Consider the following 17,387-nt stretch of genomic DNA (forward strand, 5'->3'; position numbering starts at 1 on the left):
CGCTTCCGTCGCCTCACACCTCCCGCGCGTCACGCTGCCAGCGCGCATAGGCCGTGTCCCAATCAGGATCAGGATCGCTGTCCGCCACGAAGCCGAGCGTCCTGCCGCCGCCGAGGTCGCAGAAGCCGATCATGGCGCGGCGGTGCGCGCCGCTTCTGACATGGGCGCGCATGCTGGCTTCGTCGCTCCAGACCGTCAGCGTATGATAGATGCCATTCACCGGACGAAGCTCGACGCGCAGATTCCCGGGAGCCGCACGCGCCTGGCGGACGGCGCGCAGCGTGTGCCACCAGAATCGCGCCAGCCGCGGAAGTCGGTGACGGACACGTAGACGGTCATGGCGCGCTCCTGGATCGCAGACCGGCGCGCAATGGAACGGCCGCACCGACGGGTGTGAGCACAACGCTGCTCACCGTCTCCCGGATGTCGGAGCGCAGATCACGGTCCGGCGCTCAGCGCCCGCTACGCCTGGGCTTCACGTCGGCAGGCACCGTGCCCGTGGTCTCCGCAGCCGCCGGAGGCGCGCGGTCGTCGCCCGCCAATTGCTGGTCGCGCTTGCGCGCGAGGGCCTCATCCCGCCGTGCGGCCGCGATCGCCAATTCCGGATCCAGCTTGAGGGCCTGGTTGAAGTCGGCGAGCGCGCGGTCGTAGCGCCCCTTCGCCAGCCATACCGCGCCACGGTCGCTGTACATTCCGGCATCGCTGAAGCCCATGCGCACGGCGTGGTCGAGATCGACAAGGGCCTCGTCGAGATCGCCCTTGCGCTGGAACGCAAGGCCACGATCGTGAAACAGCACCGGGTCGTTCGGATCCAGCCGGATCGCCCGCTCAAAATCGCCAAGCGCGCGGTCGATGCGGCCCATGCGGACCAGATCCCTGGCGCGATAGCGATAGAGATCGGCATTGCGGGGCGCGAGCCGGATCGCTTCGTCGAAATCAGCGACAGCGCGCTCGAGATCGCCCTGCCGGCTGCGGTCCATCCCCCGCTTCAGGAAGGATGCGGCGGTCGTCGGTGCAGCCGGGACGACCTGCTCTGCGGCTCTCGGCTCTGCCGGCGGAGGCGGCACCGGCAGCACGGCTCCGGTCGCGTCCTGGACGGCAGGCGCCGGGACGGTCTCACCTGCGACCTTGCGCTGCGGCCCCGATCGGGCCTGCGGCGACGGTGTCACGATCGAGCGCGTCGCCGGCCTGTTCATCCAATCACCGGCGGAGGGCAAGAGCAGAATCTCGAGGCCGATCAGGATCGCGCTGAGCACGGCGGTCGCCGCGGTGAACTGCAGGATGGCGTCCCAGCGTTCGCGGCGGACGCGGTCGCGCTCAGAAGCAAGATGGGCGTCGTATTCGGCGCGCAGGTCAGGGTCGCGCAGCACGTTGTAGGCGACGATGATCAACTTGAGCTGGTGCTCCGACGCCGGATCGGCGCCGCCCCGGAGGTCGGGATGGTGCGCCTTGGCGGCCTGGCGGAATGCCCGCTTGATCGTGTCGAGATCGGCCCGCGGCGATACGCCGAGCACCTCATAATGCGTCGTCATGGCGCGATCCCGAGCCTCTCTTCCGAGGCCGGTTCGGGATCACGCGGGGAGCAGGTCGAGCGCATAATGGGCGCCATCGCGGGTGAGCCGACCGAACGCGGCCCACGGAAAATGAGATCCACAAACCAACATCTTTTCTGCAACGATACGATCGAGCAATCTGCGCCGGCTGACCTCGGCAGCCGCGCCGTCCTGGTCATAGGCGCCGTGCCATTCGGGATGGCGCAGGCACAACGCCGGCACATAGGCGGTGTCGCCCGAGATCATCAGTTGCTCCGCTCCGGAGCTGAGATGAAACGCGGTGTGCCCCGGCGTATGACCGGGGACGCTGACGAAGCGGATGCCGGGCACCACCTCGTCCTCGCCCTCGACCGGCAGCACGTTCTTCCAGCCCGGGATCACGCTCTGGATGCGGCGCGCCAGCGACTGCCGCCACGGCGGCAGCCGGCTGGTCAGAGATGCATCGGTCCAGAATTTGTATTCGGCCGCAGCCACGATGATCTCGGCGGAGGGAAACACCGGCGCGTTGGTGTCCTCGCCGAGCAGTCCGAAAATATGATCGGGATGGAAGTGCGAGATCAGGATGGTGTCGATGTCCTCCGGGCGAATGCCGGCTGCTTTCAGATTGTCCAGCAGGCGGCCCGAAATGAAGATCGAGTCGGAATTGTAGCCCTGGACCTGACCGCCGCCGCCGGCATCGCACAGCACGGTCTTGCCCTTCAGCCGCACCACGAAGGTGGAGATCGGGACCGGGACGAAGGCGGGGCTCAGACCCGCAGCGCGCAGTGCTTCCTTCACGTCGCCGATGCTGGCATTGCCGATGAAGCCGGCCTCGTGCGGCTTTTCCCACACACCGTCGTAGAGGGCGATCACCTCCGCCTCGCCGATCGTGATCCGGCGATAGCCGTGCGCGGGATCCTCAGTGCGGCGGCGCGGCTTGGCGGCAACCACGGCAATCCCCGCATCGAGACCCAAGGCGACCGCGGCCGTCGCGGCCGTTAGCACCAGGGTCCTGCGCGAAGGTCTGCTCGCAATCACATTGCCTGCCACTAAATGTACCGCTGGTTGAATAAATACTCTAGCACAAGTTAATCTCTGCACCTTAGCGGGATTATGGCGCCACAACGGCCTTTCTGGCCGGGGCGTCAGGTGTGGGGAGTCTGCAACGGTCGGGGATGATCCGGTCGAGCGGGGCGCCGGCTGACGAACGGCGCACGCATGAGCGTCCACGTCGACGTGGTTCGCCGCGGCGTCATCGGCTGTGCCCGCGGCTATCGGTCGGGGCTGTGTCGTTCGACTATCGGACGCGACAGCGGGCAATCTCGGCCGCTGTCGCCGGCTTCGTCATGTCGCGGATCAGGCGGCGCGAACCGATTGCAGGAAGCGGCCGACCTCCTGCTTGAGACGCTCGCTATCACCGGAGAGCTGGCGCGCGGCGCTGAGCACCTGCCCCGAGGTGTCGCCGGTCTCGCTGGCGCCGCGCTGGACGTTGGTGATGTTGGCGGACACCTGCTGTGTACCCGCGGCGGCGTGCTGGATGTTGCGCGAGATCTCGGCGGTCGCTGCGCCCTGCTCCTCGACCGCGGCCGCCACCGTCGCGGCGATCTCCGACAGCCGCTCGATCGTCGTCGAGATCTCCCTGATGGCGCCGACCGACTCCTGCGTGGCCCCCTGGATACCGGAAATCTGTTGGCCGATCTCGCCGGTCGCCTTTGCAGTCTGCTCGGCCAGCGCCTTGACCTCGGAGGCGACGACGGCAAAGCCGCGGCCAGCCTCGCCCGCCCGCGCGGCCTCGATGGTGGCATTGAGCGCCAGCAGATTGGTCTGCCCGGCGATCGTGTTGATCAGCTCGACGACGTCGCCAATGCGGGTCGCCGCCTTCGACAGCTCGCCGACACGATCATTGGTGCGGCGTGCCTGCTCGACCGCATCGGAAGCGATGCGCGCGGACTCCTGCACCTGGCGGCTGATCTCACGGACCGACGAGGTGAGCTCCTCGGTCGCCGACGCGACGGCCTGAACATTGGCCGACGCCTCTTCGGAGGCCGCGGCAACAGTGGTGGAAAGCTCCTGCCCCCGCACGGCGGTGCTCGACAGCGAGTTGGCCGAGCTCTCGAGCTCGCTGGAGGCCGAGGACACCGTATTGACGATGTTGCCGATGGCGCCTTCGAAACCGTTGGCGAGCTCCGACATCTCCCGCTTGCGCGCGGCGGCTGCGCGCCGCTCCTGCTCTCCGAGCTCCCTGTCGTTGAACCGCACCATCGTCTGAACGGTCTGCAGGTTACGCAAGGCGCGGCCGATCTCGTCGTCGCGCTCGATGCGCATGCGGGTGTCGAGCGTGCCCTGGGTGATGCTCTCCATCGTCTCGTTCAGATGATCGAGCGGCGCCACGATCACGTTCATCGTACGCAGCCCGACCAGACCACACAGCACGACACCAGCGGCAGCAATCGCCACGGCGGTCATTCCGGCGAGCCCGCCCTCCCCGAACGAGATGACGCCAAGCACGAGCAGGAACAGCGTCTGCAATCCGACCAGCGTTCGCAGCCTTGCCGCGATCGAGCCGGTGAACATCGAGAGATGGTCGAACACCGAGCGGCGGCGGACGATGCCGTCGTCGATCTTGTAACCATGCGGCCGCCTTTCGCGGATCGCCGCATAGACCTGCTCGGCCTCCGCGCGCTGGTCGGCGGGCAGCTTGGTGCGCACCGAGGTGTAGCCGACGACTTGGCCGTCTTTGCAAATCGGCGACGCCGTCGCCAGCACCCAGTAATAGTCGCCGTTCTTGCGGCGGTTCTTGACCGCGCCGACCCAGGGACGGCCGGCCTTGAGCGTGGTCCAGAGATTGTCGAAGGCTTCAGGCGGCATGTCCGGATGACGCACGATGTTGTGCGGCTGCCCCATCAGCTCGGCTTCGGTGAAGCCGGCCGCATCGACAAAATCCTGGTTGAAGAAGGTCAGCTTGCCCTTCGTGTCGGTCTTGGACACGATCAGCGTGTCATCCGTGATCGGATACTCGACGTTGGTGGCCGGCAAATTCTTACGCATGGCGAGTCTTTCGAGCCATGCCGGCATCGGCATGGCTAATTTTGCTGCAAACGATGCGTCCATTGTCGCAGTCGCCGATTAACCTAAGATAAAGTGCCGCAACCGTTGAAATACGGATCGCTGGACCCCATTCATGGGCGGTTGCCGTTGTCCGGCGGGCAAAGCAAAGGGCGCGGCTTGCGCAGCCGCGCCCTCCTATCATCGGCGGCCGTGCGCACTCAGGCGGCGCGGACAGTCTCCAGGAATCGGCTGACTCCGGCCTTCAACCGGTTGCTGTCGGACGACAGCGCCTGCGCGGCGGACAACACCTCGGACGAGGCGGAGCCGGTTTCATTGGCGCCGCCCTGCACCTCGATGATGTTGGACCAGACGTCCTTGGTGCCCTGCGAGGCGTGCTGGACGTTGCGGGAAATCTCCTGCGTCGCCGCCCCCTGCTCCTCGACCGCAGCAGCGATGGTCGAGGCGATCTCCGAGAGCCGCTCGATGGCGCCGGAAATCTCCTTGATGGCGCCGACCGATTCCTGGATCGCGCTCTGGATGCCGGAAATCTGCTGACCGATCTCGCCGGTCGCCTTCGAGGTCTGCCCGGCCAGCGCCTTGACCTCGGTGGCAACCACCGCGAAGCCGCGGCCGGCTTCGCTGGCGCGCGCCGCTTCGATGGTGGCCTAGAGCACCAGCAGGTTGGTCTGGCCGGCGATGGTGTTGATGAGCTCGACGACGTCGCGGATCCGCGCGGCGGCCTTGGACAGTTCGCTCACCTGGTCGTTTGTCCGCCGCGCCCGGTTGACGGGCTCGCTCGCGATGCGGGCCGATTCCGGCACCTGGCGGCTGATCTCGGTCACCGAGGAGGACAGCTCCTCGGTGGCCGACGCGACCAGGAAACGTTCGACCTCGCGCCTGAGGGGGGGTGTCGCCCGACGGCATCTGCAGCCGATGGCCGAAGAAATCTCCGACAGCTTCTCGATGATTGCGAGCTGCTGCATCTCGCGCTTGCGATGCGGCCGCCATGGGCCGCACATGCTGGCGCTCGCTCCCCCTTTTTAGCCCGCGCCGCGGGTCACTCCAGCTCGATCGCCTGATAGGCGCCGGTCTCGTCGAGCGCCGTGCCCCAGATCTTGTGCGAGGCCTGATGTTCGGCGGGGCCGAAGTTGAGCAAGGCTCCAAGACCGAGATCGATGTTACGCATCGACTCGAGGGTATCGATCAACCGCTCGGTATCGAGCTGCGGACCGGCCTTCTTCAGGGCTTGAATCAGGATGCTCGCCTCGATGTAGCCCTCGAGCGAGGTGTAGTCCGGCGGCTCGCCGGGGAAATGCTTCGCCAGCGCGGCCTTGTAGTCGAGCACCACGCTCGAATAGCCGGAGACGGCGGGAACGGTCTGGGTCACGATGACCCCGGAGGCGTAGCGCGAACCAAGCAGCATGAGCTCGTTGGCAAGCGCCGATGCACCGACCGCCGACACATTGACGAAAACGACGCCGGGAAGCGCGTCGCGCGCCTTTTCGATGAACTTCGCTGCCGCGCGCGAAGTCGCGACCATGATGACCGCACGGACGGGCACCTTCTGTGCCTTGAGCTGGTTGATCGCGGGCTCCACATCCACGGTGTTGCGGGTGTAGTTGACGCGCAGGATCGCAGCGTCGCTGAGGCCCAGGACGCGAAATGCCTTCGCCACGCCGGCAAAGCCTGCATCCCCGAACGAATCGTCCTGCGCGAACAGCGCGATCTGGCGCGGCGGCACTCGGCGCAGCTTCACCAGATAACGGACCAGCGCATCGGCTTCTTCCGAATAGCTCGGGCGATAGTTGAAGACGTAGCGGTCCGGCGGATCGTGGCGCGAGACGTTCGCACCGGTGTAGGGGCTGAAGAACAGCATCCGGCGCTCGAGCGAATATGGAATTGCAACGGCCGCGGTCACGGTCCCGAAACTGCCTACGAAGCCGAACACGCGCTCCTTCTCGTAGAGCTGCTTCATGGCATCGAGCGTGCGGTTCGGATCATAGCCGTCATCGGCGACGGCGAGCTTGAGCATCCGGCCATTGACCCCGCCAGTGTCGTTGGCATGGTTGAAGGCGGCTTCGATACCGACCTTGAGCAGACGTCCTGATTCCTTGTTCGCGCCCGACAGCGGCAAGACGCTGCCGAACGTGATGTCACGCTCCGTGACGCCGCGAACCGATGGAGCAGGCACAACACTCGTCGCACCAGCCGCAGCGACCGGGAGCATCGCATCCGGCGGCGCGCCGGCCGCCGTTGCCGGTGCGCCGATCGATCGCTCGATGTCTCCGAGCTGGAGCTCGGCTCGTCGGCAGTCCTGGCGGCCACTCGCCTCGGCCGCGCGACCGTCGGCGATGAAGCGGTCGAACTGGCGCGTCAGCTCGTTTCGATCGCCGTCGTTGTTCGAGGCCTCCCGGATGACGGCCTGGAACTTGCCGATGATGGCTTGGATACGCGGCCGAGGGATATCGCTGCAGGCAAGGGCCGCCCCGATGACGGGACCGATCCTGCCACTGAGGTCGCGCACAACGGCGAGGTTGTCGCCGGGTGCTGCATGGATCGATGTAGTGAACATGAGGGCGAGGATGATCGCCGAGGAATTCGCGAACGATCGCATCCGGCTTACCACCTCGTGGCGGGGCCGGAAGTCAAGAAAGGTGATCATGGCGGAGCTTCAAACTCGTTGAGACACGTTGGTCGGGTCGCTGATTTAGCTGATGAGATTGCTGCCGGCCTCTCAGGCCGCGCGGACCGTCTGCAGGAAGCGGCTGACCTCGCGCTTCAGGCGGTTGCTGTCTGTCGACAGACCCTGGGCCGCCTCCAGCACCTGGGTCGACGCCGAGCCGGTCTCGGTCGCGCCGCGCTGCACGTCGGTGATGTTGACGGAAACCTGCTGCGTGCCGTGCGCCGCCTGCTGCACGTTGCGCGAGATTTCCTTGGTCGCGGCGTTCTGCTCTTCGACAGCGGCCGCAATCGTCGAGGAAACCTCCGACAGCCGCTCGATGCTGCCGGAGATCAGCCTGATCGCCGCGACCGATTCCTGTGTCGCCGCCTGGATGCCGGCCACCTGCTGGCCGATCTCGTCGGTCGCCTTGGCGGTCTGCTCCGCCAGCGCCTTGACCTCGGCGGCGACCACGGCAAAGCCCCGCCCCGCCTCGCCGGCACGCGCCGCCTCGATGGTGGCGTTCAGCGCCAGCAGATTGGTCTGCCCGGCAATACTGTTGATCAGCTCGACCACGTCGCCGATGCGGCTCGCCGCGCGCGACAGTTCGCTCACCCGCTCGTTGGTCTTCTTCGCCTGCTCGACCGCTTCATTGGCCATGCGCGCCGATTCATGCACCTGGCGCCCGATCTCGGTGACCGAGGACGTCATCTCCTCGGTGGCCGAGGCGACGGATTGCACGTTGGTGGACGCTTCCTCCGACGCGGCCGCCACCGTGGTTGCGAGCTCGCCGGCGCGGACCGCCGTCTTGCTCAACGTATCCGCCGACACTTCCAGCCTGGACGAAGCCGACGAGACCGTCTCGACGATCTCGCCAACGGCGCTTTCGAAGTCGTCGGCCATCTTGTGCATGTCGGCCTTGCGGCGGGCCAGCGCCCGCTGCTCGGCTTCCTTCTGCTCCGCTTCCAGCGCGTGACGTGCGACCGCATTGCTCTTGAACACCTCGACGGCACCGGCCATCTCGCCGATCTCGTCGCCGCGTCCCACGCCGGGGACCTCGACGTCGAGACGGCCGCCGGCGAGGCTCTTCATCGCGCTGGTCATGCGATGCAGCGGGTTGGTGATGCCGCGCCCGACGAGCGTCGACACGACGAGCAGGATCAGCAGCACGATTCCGGCCGCCGTCAACGACTGCCGCGTCGAGGCCCAGGCCTGCGCCGAGAGGTCATCGATATAGACGCCGGTTCCAACCAGCCAATTCCAGGGTGCGAACCCCGCGACATGGGTCAGCTTGGGCTGCGGCGTCTCGGAGCCGGGCTTCGGCCAATCGTAGTCGACGAAGCCGCGACCATGCTGGCGAACCACATCGATCATCTCGATGAACAGCTTCTTGCCGTTCGGATCCTTCATGTCCGCGACGTCCTGCCCGACCAGCTTGGTCGAGATCGGATGCATCAGCATCTTCGCGGTCATGTCCGTGACGAAGAAATACTCGTTGCCGCCATAGCGCAGCTGGGAGGCGCGCTCGAGAGCGCGCTTCTGCGCCTCGGCGACCGAGATCGTCCCCTTCTGCGCGGCCGCATGCTCCTCGGCGAAGATGCCGAGCGCGAGCTCGGTCAGATGCCGGAGCTCGAGCTGCTTCTGCTGCTTGAGGCCCGCGGCGAGCTCGCGGGAATTGAAGGCAGTCAGGCCGATCAGGCCGAGGAAGCTCAGACCGATCAGGGCATAGATCTTGATCCCGATGGTGAGCTTGAGGCGATGGGGCATTGCAAAGGACATGTCGGTCTCCACGGCGCGACTCATGCTGGGGGCGCTCGGGGACAGATCACGTCGACGGGCGTGGGCTCGCCTCGTCGTCACGCAAACGGGCCCGCAGCCCACGCGTGAAAGCTACGGGAGCCCAAATTAAGTCTGGTTAAGACCGTGTCCGTGCAAATACGGAACAGCGATCGAAAAGTGATCGTTGCCCGTCCAGATCGGTAACGCGCTCCGGCTTGGCCGTGCGGCGCGTCATCTCATGCCGTGCGACCGAACGAGAGAAGCGCCGTTTGCCCGTGGGGCTCGACTGCGCGTTGGCCGCGAATGACCAGACCCTACACGCCGACTCTTAATGCAAGTTAAAAACGCAGATTGACTGCGCAGGTTAGTTTTCCGGCGTCGATGTAGCGCGAACAGAAAAGCCGCGGGCGACGGGGCCGCGGACAGTCCCTGTTGGGCCAGAAAACGCAGAAGGCCGGAGCGTTCGATGCTCCGGCCTTCCAATCCCCCGCGCGACCAGCAGTTCGTCGCTTCCGCGGCTCAGCGTTACGCCGCCCGCACCGAGCCGAGGAAGCTCGCGACCTCCTGCTTGAGGCGATTGCTGTCGCCGGACAGCGCCTGTGCCGCTGAGAGCACCTGGGCCGAGGCCGACCCGGTCTCGGCCGCGCCGCGCTCGACATCGGCGATGTTGGACGAGACCTGCTGCGTGCCATGCGCGGCCTGCTGAACGTTGCGTGAGATCTCCTGCGTCGCCGCACCCTGCTCTTCGACGGCCGCTGCGATGGTCGAGGAGATTTCCGACAGCTTCTCGATCGTGGAGGAGATCTCCTTGATGGCGCTGACCGACTCCTGCGTCGCGACCTGGATGCTCGAGATCTGCTGGCCGATCTCGCCGGTTGCCTTCGCGGTCTGCTCCGCCAGCGCCTTGACCTCGGAGGCGACGACCGCGAAGCCGCGGCCGGCGTCGCCGGCGCGCGCCGCCTCGATGGTGGCGTTGAGCGCCAGCAGGTTGGTCTGGCCGGCAATCGTGTTGATCAGTTCGACGACATCGCCGATGCGGGTGGCCGCCTTGGACAGCTCGCTGACACGCCCGGTCGTGGTGCGGGCCTGGCCGACGGCGTCGTTGGCGATGCGCGCCGATTCCTGCACCTGGCGGCTGATCTCGGTGACCGAAGAGGCCATCTGCTCGGTCGCAGACGCCACCGACTGGACGTTGGTCGTGGCTTCCTCCGAGGCTGACGCAACCGCCGTCGTCAAGCCCTGCGAGCGCGTCGCGGCCTGGGTCAGCGTGGTGGCGGACTGCTCGAGCTGGCTCGAGGCCGACGAGACGGTGTTCACGATTTCGCCGACCGCGGCCTCGAACTGCTCGGCCAGCCGCTGCATGTCGGCCTTGCGCTGGCGCGCCGCGATCGCGTCCTGTGCATTCTTCGTTTCGGCCTCGGCACGCGCCTTCTCCTCCGCGTTGCCCCGGATCACCGTCACGGTCTTGGCAAGATCGCCGATCTCGTCGCCGCGCGATGCACCGGGGATGACGATGTCGAGCCGGCCGCGCGCCATCTCGCCGAGCGCCGCATTGAGCCGGGTCAACGGACGGGCGATTCCCAGGAACGAGAAGACGACCGAGCTGAGCACGGATGCCAGGACGGCCAGTCCGACGACCAGCATGATACGGCTCGCCTGCGCGGCCACCTCGTCGGCATCATATCTTGCGCTGGCGTTGCGCGCGCGGGCATCCTGGATCGCTGCCGTCATGAGCTCGCCAGCCTCGCCGAGATAGACCAGCGTACGGTCGCGCAGCACCGCTTCCTTGATTCCTTCGATCTTGACCACCTCGTCGTTCGCAGCGACGAAGTCCGACGCGATGCCGTTGAGCTTGCTGATCGTCGCCTGGATCTCGCGGTCATCGGCCAGCATGCGGGCATCGGTCAGCGAGCTCTTCAGGATCGGCACCGTCTGCTTCAGATGCGCGATCGTCACGGCATCCCCGGTCATGCCGAACCGCCAGGCCTGGGACCGCATGTAGTTCAGCTTGGCATCGGCCGCATGAAGCTGCCGCTCGACGCGCTCGCGGAAGGCAAGTTTCGGCAGCGCCGGCGAGGCGAGCAGCGCCTTGAGACCGTTGGTCCACTCGTTGGAGACCGCGCTCCGCTTGTCGATCTGCAGCAGCAGCGCCTTCTGCGCCTGGGCAAGCTCCACCGCGCCGGCGGCGTAGTTCGTCATCAGCTCCTTGAGCCGGCTCAGCCGAGACCGATTTTCGGCCGTCGCCACGTTCGCAAGGGCGCCGTCGATGTCCGTGACCATCGCGGCCGAGAACTGCTGAATGTCGGCAGCGGCCTTCTCGGCATCGGCCGGCACCCGCGCCAGCCGGGCCGAGCGGCCCGCGAGCTGGGTCTGCTGCATGTTGATGCTGGCCGACATGACGCTCTCGACCACGCGCCGGGAGCTCTCCGCCCGCTGATTGGCTTCGTTGACCGCTCTCTCGGCAATCATCTGATTTGCGATCATGCCGACCGCGAGAGATGCGCCGATGGCGCCAGCAAGCCCGAGTTTGTAGCCGATCCGATTCAGTTTCATTGCCCTACCCACAGATGGACGCGTCACGCGACGGTCCGTACCGGAGGTATAGCGGTGAGGTCCCTAGAGACCGTTAATTTACGGGAGTTATCGGGCATTACACGCAAAAAACTTCTGCTTTTTCGGTGTGCGTCCCGATGCTTATGGCGGCAGCGCGCGCGACGGCGCGGCCAGCCGGCTCACGGAATATGCAGATGATGAAATCGGAATCAGCTGGGCGGACGCGGATGTTATCGCATCAGCCCGAGCGCGTCGGCGAAGAACTGCGGCCCGCCGAAATTGCCGGACTTCAGCGCCAGCAGCATGTCGCCGCCCTGCGCGCCGATTGCGCGAAGCACCGGCACGCCGGCCGCGATCTCTGGACCAACGAGGAAGCCGGGAATCCCCAGCCGGTCAACGACGGCGCCCGAGGTCTCGCCGCCGGCGACGATCAACCGCCGCACGCCGGCCTCAATCAGCCCCTCGGCGAGATCGGCCATCGCCTGCTCGATGGCGTGCCCCGCCGCCTCGCGGCCATGCCTGGATTGCAGCGCGCTGACCTGATCCGGCGTCGCGCTGGAGGCAATCAGCACAGGCCCCCTGGCAATGCGCTCACGCGCCCAGGCCAGCGCGCGCTGCGCCTCGTCCGGACCGGCGACCAGGCCCGCCGCATCGAGATGCAGCACCGGCATGATGGTCTCGGCCTGCGCGATCTGCTGCAGCGTCGCCTGCGAGCAGCTTCCGGCGAGGCAGGCGGCCATGCCGCCGACAGGTGCATCCGCGTGATGCGCCAAGCCGTGGGCATGCACGTGCCCGGCCTCGACCAGAGCGCGCGCCAGCCCGAGCCCGATGCCGGACGCGCCGACAGAGACCCGGTTCTTCAAGGCGGCCGCGCCGATCGCAATCAGGTCGGCGTCGAACACGGCATCGACGATCGCCGCACCAATGCCCTGCGCGGCCAATTCCTGCAGCCTGTGGCCGATCGCCTCCGGCCCGTGCACGACGGCGGCGAGGTCGACCAAGCCGATTTTCCTGCGGCTCTGGCGCGCCAGCACGCGCACCAGATTGGCGTCGTGCATCGGGTTGAGCGGATGATCCTTGAGCGGGCTCTCGTTGAGCGGCACGCTGCCGACGAAGAGGTTGCCTTGATAGACGGTCCGCCTGGTTTCCGGGAAGGCCGGGGTCACCAGCACGATGCCGTCGCCCGCATCACCGGCGAGCGCATCCATGACAGGGCCGATATTGCCGGCGTCGGTGGAATCGAACGTCGAGCAGATCTTGAACAGCACGTGGTCGGCACCCCGTGCGCGCAGCCATTTGTCGGCCTCGCGTGAGCGGGCCACGGCAAGCGAAGCCTCGATCGACCGGCTCTTCAGCGACACCACGACGGCATCGACCTCCGGCAGCGTGAGGTCATCAGCCGGCACGCCGATCGTCTGCACCGTGCGCAGGCCGGCGCGGGTCAGCGTGTTCGCGAGGTCGGAGGCGCCGGTGTAGTCGTCGGCGATGCAGCCGAGCTTCAAGGTCACGGCTTCACTCCCTTGTAGGGCGCAAACCAGTTGAGCCCGTCCTCGGTGCGGCCACGCGGATTGTACTCGCAGCCGACGAAGCCGGCATAGCCGAGCCGGTCGAGCTCGGCGAACAGGAACGGATAGTTCAGCTCCTCGCCGTCGGGCTCGTTGCGCGAGGGGATGCTGGCGATCTGGATGTGGCCGATGATGTCCATCATCTCGCGCAGCCGCATGGTGACGTCGCCATGGATGATCTGGCAGTGATAGATGTCGAACTGCAGCTTGAGATTGGGAATCTTCAGCTCGCGGATGAGATCGCGCGCGAAGCCGAAATCGTTAAGGAAGTAGCCGGGCACGTTGCGTGCATTGATCGGCTCGATGACGACGTCGAGGCCGTGGGGCGCGAAGAACTCCGCAGCCCAGGCCGCCGACTTGGTGTAGGCTTCCACGGCCTTCGCATCACTACGTTCGGCGATGCCCGCCATCATGTGCAGCCGCTTCACGCCGGTGGCCTTGGCATAGGGCAGCGCCGTCTCAAGGCTCGCCTTGAGATCATCGAAGCGCTTCGGCAGCGCGGCAAAGCCCTTCTCGCCGGCATCCCAATTGCCGGGCGGCAGGTTGAACAGCGCTTGCGTCAGGCCGTTGCCGTGCAGCCGCTTGCCGACCTCCTCGGCCGGATGATCATAGGGAAACAGGAATTCGACCGCGGTGAAGCCGGCCTTGGCGGCCGCCGCGAAGCGATCGAGGAACGGATGCTCGGTGAACATCATCGAGAGATTGGCGGCGAAACGGGGCATGGCGTGAAAACTCGTCGTACTGCTTGCTACTTGGAGGAGCCCGGCAGCGTCGTGCCGGTGACCTGCGCATACATCCGCGCCACCGAGGCGTCGTCGTCGCGGCCCATGCCGGCGGCCGACGTCATCAGGAACATCTGCAGCGCGGCGGCCGAGACGGGCACCGGAAAACGATGGTTGCGCGCCATGTCCTGGATGATGCCGAGATCCTTGACGAAGATCTCGACCGCACTGCGCGGCGTGTAGTCGCCGTCGAGGACGTGCGGCATGCGGTTCTCGAACATCCAGGAATTGCCGGCCGAGGCGGTGATGACCTCATAGACCTTGCGGATGTCGAGGCCCTGCTTGGCGGCGAAGGCGATGGCCTCGCTGGCAGCGGCGATGTGCACGCCGGCGAGCAGCTGGTTGATCATCTTGAACGCGGCGCCCTGCCCGGCCGCATCGCCGAGCTCATAGAGCTTGGCCGCCATCGCATCGAGCGCCGGCCGCGCCTTGGCAAACGCAGCCGCGCTGCCCGAGGCCAGGATGGTCAGCTCGCCCTGTGCCGCGCGCTGCGCGCCGCCGGAGATCGGCGCGTCGAGGTAGTGCCGGCCGGTGGCTTCGAGCTGCTTCGCGAGCCGCCGCGCGACGTCAGGGTCCATGGTCGCGGAGGAGACGAACACGGAGTCCTTCGGCATGGTTTCGGCAGCACCGCTGGGGCCGAACAGGATGGCTTCCGTCTGCGCCGCGTTGACGACGACACTGACCACGATGTCGGCACCTCGCGCCGCCTCGGCCGGGCTCGCCGCGCCCTTGCCGCCGTCGGCGACGAGGCGCGCCACGGCATCCGCCGAGACATCGCATCCGGTCACCTCGAAGCCTGCGCGTTTCAGCGAGGTCGCCATGCCGAACCCCATCGAGCCGAGCCCGATCACGGCGACTTTCAATTGCGATGGCGACGGCATGCGGCAGATCCCTGAAGCGTTTCCTGGTGACGTCCGGTTGCCCCGGACTGCACTCTGGGTATCACGGCTTGGCCGCGTTGCCAAAGCGTGAGACAAAGCGGCCAAAGAGCGAAATGCGAGGAAAGTCCCGTGGCGGAAACTGCGATTCGCGAGGCCATCTGCCGGTTCGGCCGCTCGCTGTTCGAGCGCGGGCTGACGCAGGGCTCTTCCGGCAACATCAGCGTGCGGCTCGATGATGGCGGCTGGCTGGTCACGCCGACCAATGCCTCGCTCGGCTTCCTCGATCCGGCCCGTTTGTCGCGGCTCGATGCCGCGGGAAAGCTGGTCTCGGGCGACGCGCCGACCAAGGAGGTGCCGCTGCACACCGCGCTGTACCAGACGCGCAATGCTGCCCGCGCCGTGGTGCATCTGCACTCGACCCATTCGGTCGCGATCTCGATGCTGCCGGACATCGATCCGCGCGCCGCGCTGCCGCCGCTGACACCTTATTATTTGATGCGCTGCGGTCAGACCGCGCTGGTGCCCTATCATCGTCCCGGCGATCCCGCGGTAGCCGATGCCATCAAGGGTCTCGCCGGCAAATACGCCTCGGTGCTGCTCGCCAATCACGGGCCGGTGGTGTCCGGCGATACGTTGGAAGCCGCCGTGTTCGCGATGGAGGAGCTCGAGGAGACCGCAAAGTTGTATCTGCTGCTGCGCGGACTCAACCCGCGTCACCTCTCGCCGCAACAGGTCGACGATCTGGTGAAAGTGTTCGGCCTCGGCCTGCCCGATCACGGCGATCATCACTGATCCCACCGGTCCGGATGGATGGGCATGCAATATCCCGCAACAACGCCAGCCGAGATCGATGCCGCTGTCCGGGTGCTCTATGAGGAGGCCCGCTTCTATCGCTGGTTTCCGATCGCAACCGACTCCTATGACGCGTTCGCCGCCTCCGATCCAATCGCGGTCAGCGAGCTCCGTGACATCGCTGAGCGCATGCTGGTGGCCGCCGCGCAGGCCAGATCGCGGGCACGGCGGGTCTAGCGTCCCGCCCGGCCTGCCTGCATGCCGCGGAGCCTGCGCCGCCTTGCCACTGATCAAGCTGCCTTGCCTCCAGACGGCAACGATGCCTAATATTGAGGCAAGATAAGGCTGCGGCAGCAATCACGGGCGGATCGATCGAACAAGGACGGCACCGGCAGCACACCACTGCCGCGGCGCGAGGATGCGCCCCGCTCTTCCACCATCGATTGCAGCCCGTCGCTCGGCACGCCCGGAGCACGAAAGGACAAGGGCAAAATGCCTCCACATCGGCGTGGGCGCGGCTGTTTGGCCGGATCGGCGCCCGATCTGAGCGGGCTGCCGCCTAGACCGGGGAATGCCCTTTCGAGCGTTGCATACGCATCTCGCCCAGCGCGCAATCTTCGCGCACCGCCCCGCCCCCACGGCGACCCTTGGCATATCCGTTGCAGACATGAGACGGTCGGATCGCAGCCGCCCGATGGAGCGAGCTGCGATCATGACCGACACGCGACAGGACGACGGAGGGCGGATGGCGGCGGGCGCGAGCTTGGAACTGGTGAGGGTGACGAAGATGTACGGTCACGTCACCGCCGTCGACGCGATCGATCTGCGGATTCCCGCCGGCTCCTATTGCTGCCTGCTCGGTCCGTCCGGCTGCGGCAAGACCTCCACCCTGCGCATGATCGCCGGCCACGAGTCGGCGACATCGGGCGACATCATCGTCGGCGCCAAGAACGTCACCGAGCTGCCGCCCGCCGGGCGCGGCACCGCGATGATGTTCCAGTCCTACGCGCTGTTTCCGCATCTCTCGGTGATCGACAACGTGGCGTTTGCGCTGAAGATGAAGGGCGTCGCCAAGCCCGAGCGCCACGCAAAGGCACGCGAGCTGCTCGAGCTGGTGGACATGCAGGGCTATGCCGGCCGCCTGCCGGCGCAGCTCTCCGGCGGACAACAACAGCGCGTGGCGCTGGCGCGCGCATTGATCACCTCGCCGCAGATCCTGCTGCTCGACGAGCCGCTGTCGGCGCTCGACCCGTTCCTGCGCCTGCGCATGCGCGCCGAGCTGAAGCGGCTGCAGCGCGAGCTCGGCCTCACCTTCGTCCATGTCACCCATGGCCAGGACGAGGCCATGGCGCTGTCCGACCTCGTGGTGCTGATGAATGGCGGCCGCATCGAGCAGCAGGGCAGCCCGCGCGAGATCTTCAATCATCCACGCACCGAATTCGCCGCCCGCTTCATCGGTGGCCACAACGTGATCCCGGTGAATGGCGAGACCTTCGCGGTGCGCGTCGACCGCATCCAGCTCAAGGCGCCGAACGCTGCGATCGACGGTCCGGCGGTGTCGGGCACGATCAGCAAGATCGAATATCAGGGCACCTACGTGCTGGTCGCTGTCGCGACCGATGGCGGCCCCGAGATCTCGGCGCAGCTCAGCGACGATCAGTTCGATGCACAGACCCACAGCATCGGCGAGCGCGTCGTCGTCACCTGGAATCCGGCGCTCGCCGATGCGCTGACGACCCGTCCCGCAGCAGCAGCCGCACCGGCCGCTGAGCTGGTCGCCTGATTTCGTTTGCTCG

General features: G+C 66.6%; 14 protein-coding genes and 1 pseudogene. 3 read left to right on the plus strand and 12 right to left on the minus strand.

Annotated features, from left to right (window positions below; all coding sequences use genetic code 11):
* Positions 1–13: 13 nt before the first annotated feature.
* From QW881_RS12975 to ltnD, 12 genes and pseudogenes are all read right to left on the minus strand, one after another.
* The gene (locus QW881_RS12975; protein WP_315757769.1) at positions 14–220 is read right to left on the minus strand and encodes a hypothetical protein; all 207 of its coding nucleotides are present in this window, start codon (positions 218–220) and stop codon (positions 14–16) included.
* Positions 217–339, minus strand: a complete 123-nt coding sequence (locus tag QW881_RS12980) for a hypothetical protein (protein ID WP_315757770.1) — start codon at positions 337–339, stop codon at positions 217–219. Before QW881_RS12980 ends, QW881_RS12975 begins: the two co-directional genes overlap by 4 nt.
* Before the next feature lie 113 nt (positions 340–452).
* Entirely contained in the window at positions 453–1,532 is a 1,080-nt protein-coding gene (locus QW881_RS12985; protein WP_315757771.1) for a J domain-containing protein, read from the minus strand.
* 39 nt (positions 1,533–1,571) lie between these two features.
* Positions 1,572–2,537 carry an MBL fold metallo-hydrolase gene (locus QW881_RS12990; protein WP_315757772.1) on the minus strand — a complete coding sequence of 322 codons (966 nt, stop codon included), beginning with the start codon at positions 2,535–2,537 and terminating at the stop codon, positions 1,572–1,574.
* 351 nt (positions 2,538–2,888) lie between these two features.
* Positions 2,889–4,580 (minus strand): methyl-accepting chemotaxis protein, encoded by a 1,692-nt coding sequence (locus QW881_RS12995; protein ID WP_315757773.1) that lies wholly within the window; start codon positions 4,578–4,580, stop codon positions 2,889–2,891.
* A gap of 218 nt (positions 4,581–4,798) precedes the next feature.
* Positions 4,799–5,455: pseudogene (locus QW881_RS13000) on the minus strand (methyl-accepting chemotaxis protein); the annotation flags it as partial.
* Between the two features lie 182 nt (positions 5,456–5,637).
* Positions 5,638–7,194, minus strand: coding sequence for an ABC transporter substrate-binding protein (locus QW881_RS13005; RefSeq protein ID WP_316158373.1), 1,557 nt, complete (start codon positions 7,192–7,194; stop codon positions 5,638–5,640).
* Between the two features lie 120 nt (positions 7,195–7,314).
* Positions 7,315–9,018 carry a methyl-accepting chemotaxis protein gene (locus tag QW881_RS13010; protein WP_315737241.1) on the minus strand — a complete coding sequence of 568 codons (1,704 nt, stop codon included), beginning with the start codon at positions 9,016–9,018 and terminating at the stop codon, positions 7,315–7,317.
* A gap of 525 nt (positions 9,019–9,543) precedes the next feature.
* The gene (locus QW881_RS13015; protein WP_315757775.1) at positions 9,544–11,571 is read right to left on the minus strand and encodes a HAMP domain-containing methyl-accepting chemotaxis protein; all 2,028 of its coding nucleotides are present in this window, start codon (positions 11,569–11,571) and stop codon (positions 9,544–9,546) included.
* Positions 11,572–11,801: 230 nt separating this feature from the next.
* A complete protein-coding gene (gene otnK / locus QW881_RS13020) occupies positions 11,802–13,079 on the minus strand; it encodes a 3-oxo-tetronate kinase (protein ID WP_315757776.1) in 1,278 nt (425 codons plus the stop codon).
* On the minus strand, positions 13,076–13,858 hold the full coding sequence (gene otnI / locus QW881_RS13025) for a 2-oxo-tetronate isomerase (RefSeq protein ID WP_315757777.1): 783 nt from the start codon (positions 13,856–13,858) through the stop codon (positions 13,076–13,078). The genes otnK and otnI overlap by 4 nt, the downstream gene beginning before the upstream one ends.
* A gap of 26 nt (positions 13,859–13,884) precedes the next feature.
* Positions 13,885–14,808: an L-threonate dehydrogenase gene (gene ltnD / locus QW881_RS13030; protein WP_409999018.1), complete on the minus strand. Its 924-nt coding sequence runs from the start codon at positions 14,806–14,808 to the stop codon at positions 13,885–13,887.
* 120 nt (positions 14,809–14,928) lie between these two features.
* Between ltnD and QW881_RS13035 the strand changes: the two genes are divergently transcribed.
* From QW881_RS13035 to QW881_RS13045, 3 genes are all read left to right on the plus strand, one after another.
* Entirely contained in the window at positions 14,929–15,591 is a 663-nt protein-coding gene (locus QW881_RS13035) for an aldolase (RefSeq protein ID WP_315757779.1), read from the plus strand.
* Positions 15,592–15,615: 24 nt separating this feature from the next.
* Complete coding sequence (locus tag QW881_RS13040) at positions 15,616–15,828, plus strand: hypothetical protein (protein ID WP_315737235.1); 213 nt, start codon at positions 15,616–15,618, stop codon at positions 15,826–15,828.
* A gap of 508 nt (positions 15,829–16,336) precedes the next feature.
* Positions 16,337–17,374: an ABC transporter ATP-binding protein gene (locus tag QW881_RS13045; protein ID WP_315757815.1), complete on the plus strand. Its 1,038-nt coding sequence runs from the start codon at positions 16,337–16,339 to the stop codon at positions 17,372–17,374.
* The last annotated feature ends 13 nt before the right edge of the window (positions 17,375–17,387 follow it).

Origin of the sequence: Bradyrhizobium sp. SZCCHNS3016, from assembly GCF_032484535.1 — a bacterium.
In the GTDB taxonomy this organism is placed as follows: domain Bacteria; phylum Pseudomonadota; class Alphaproteobacteria; order Rhizobiales; family Xanthobacteraceae; genus Bradyrhizobium.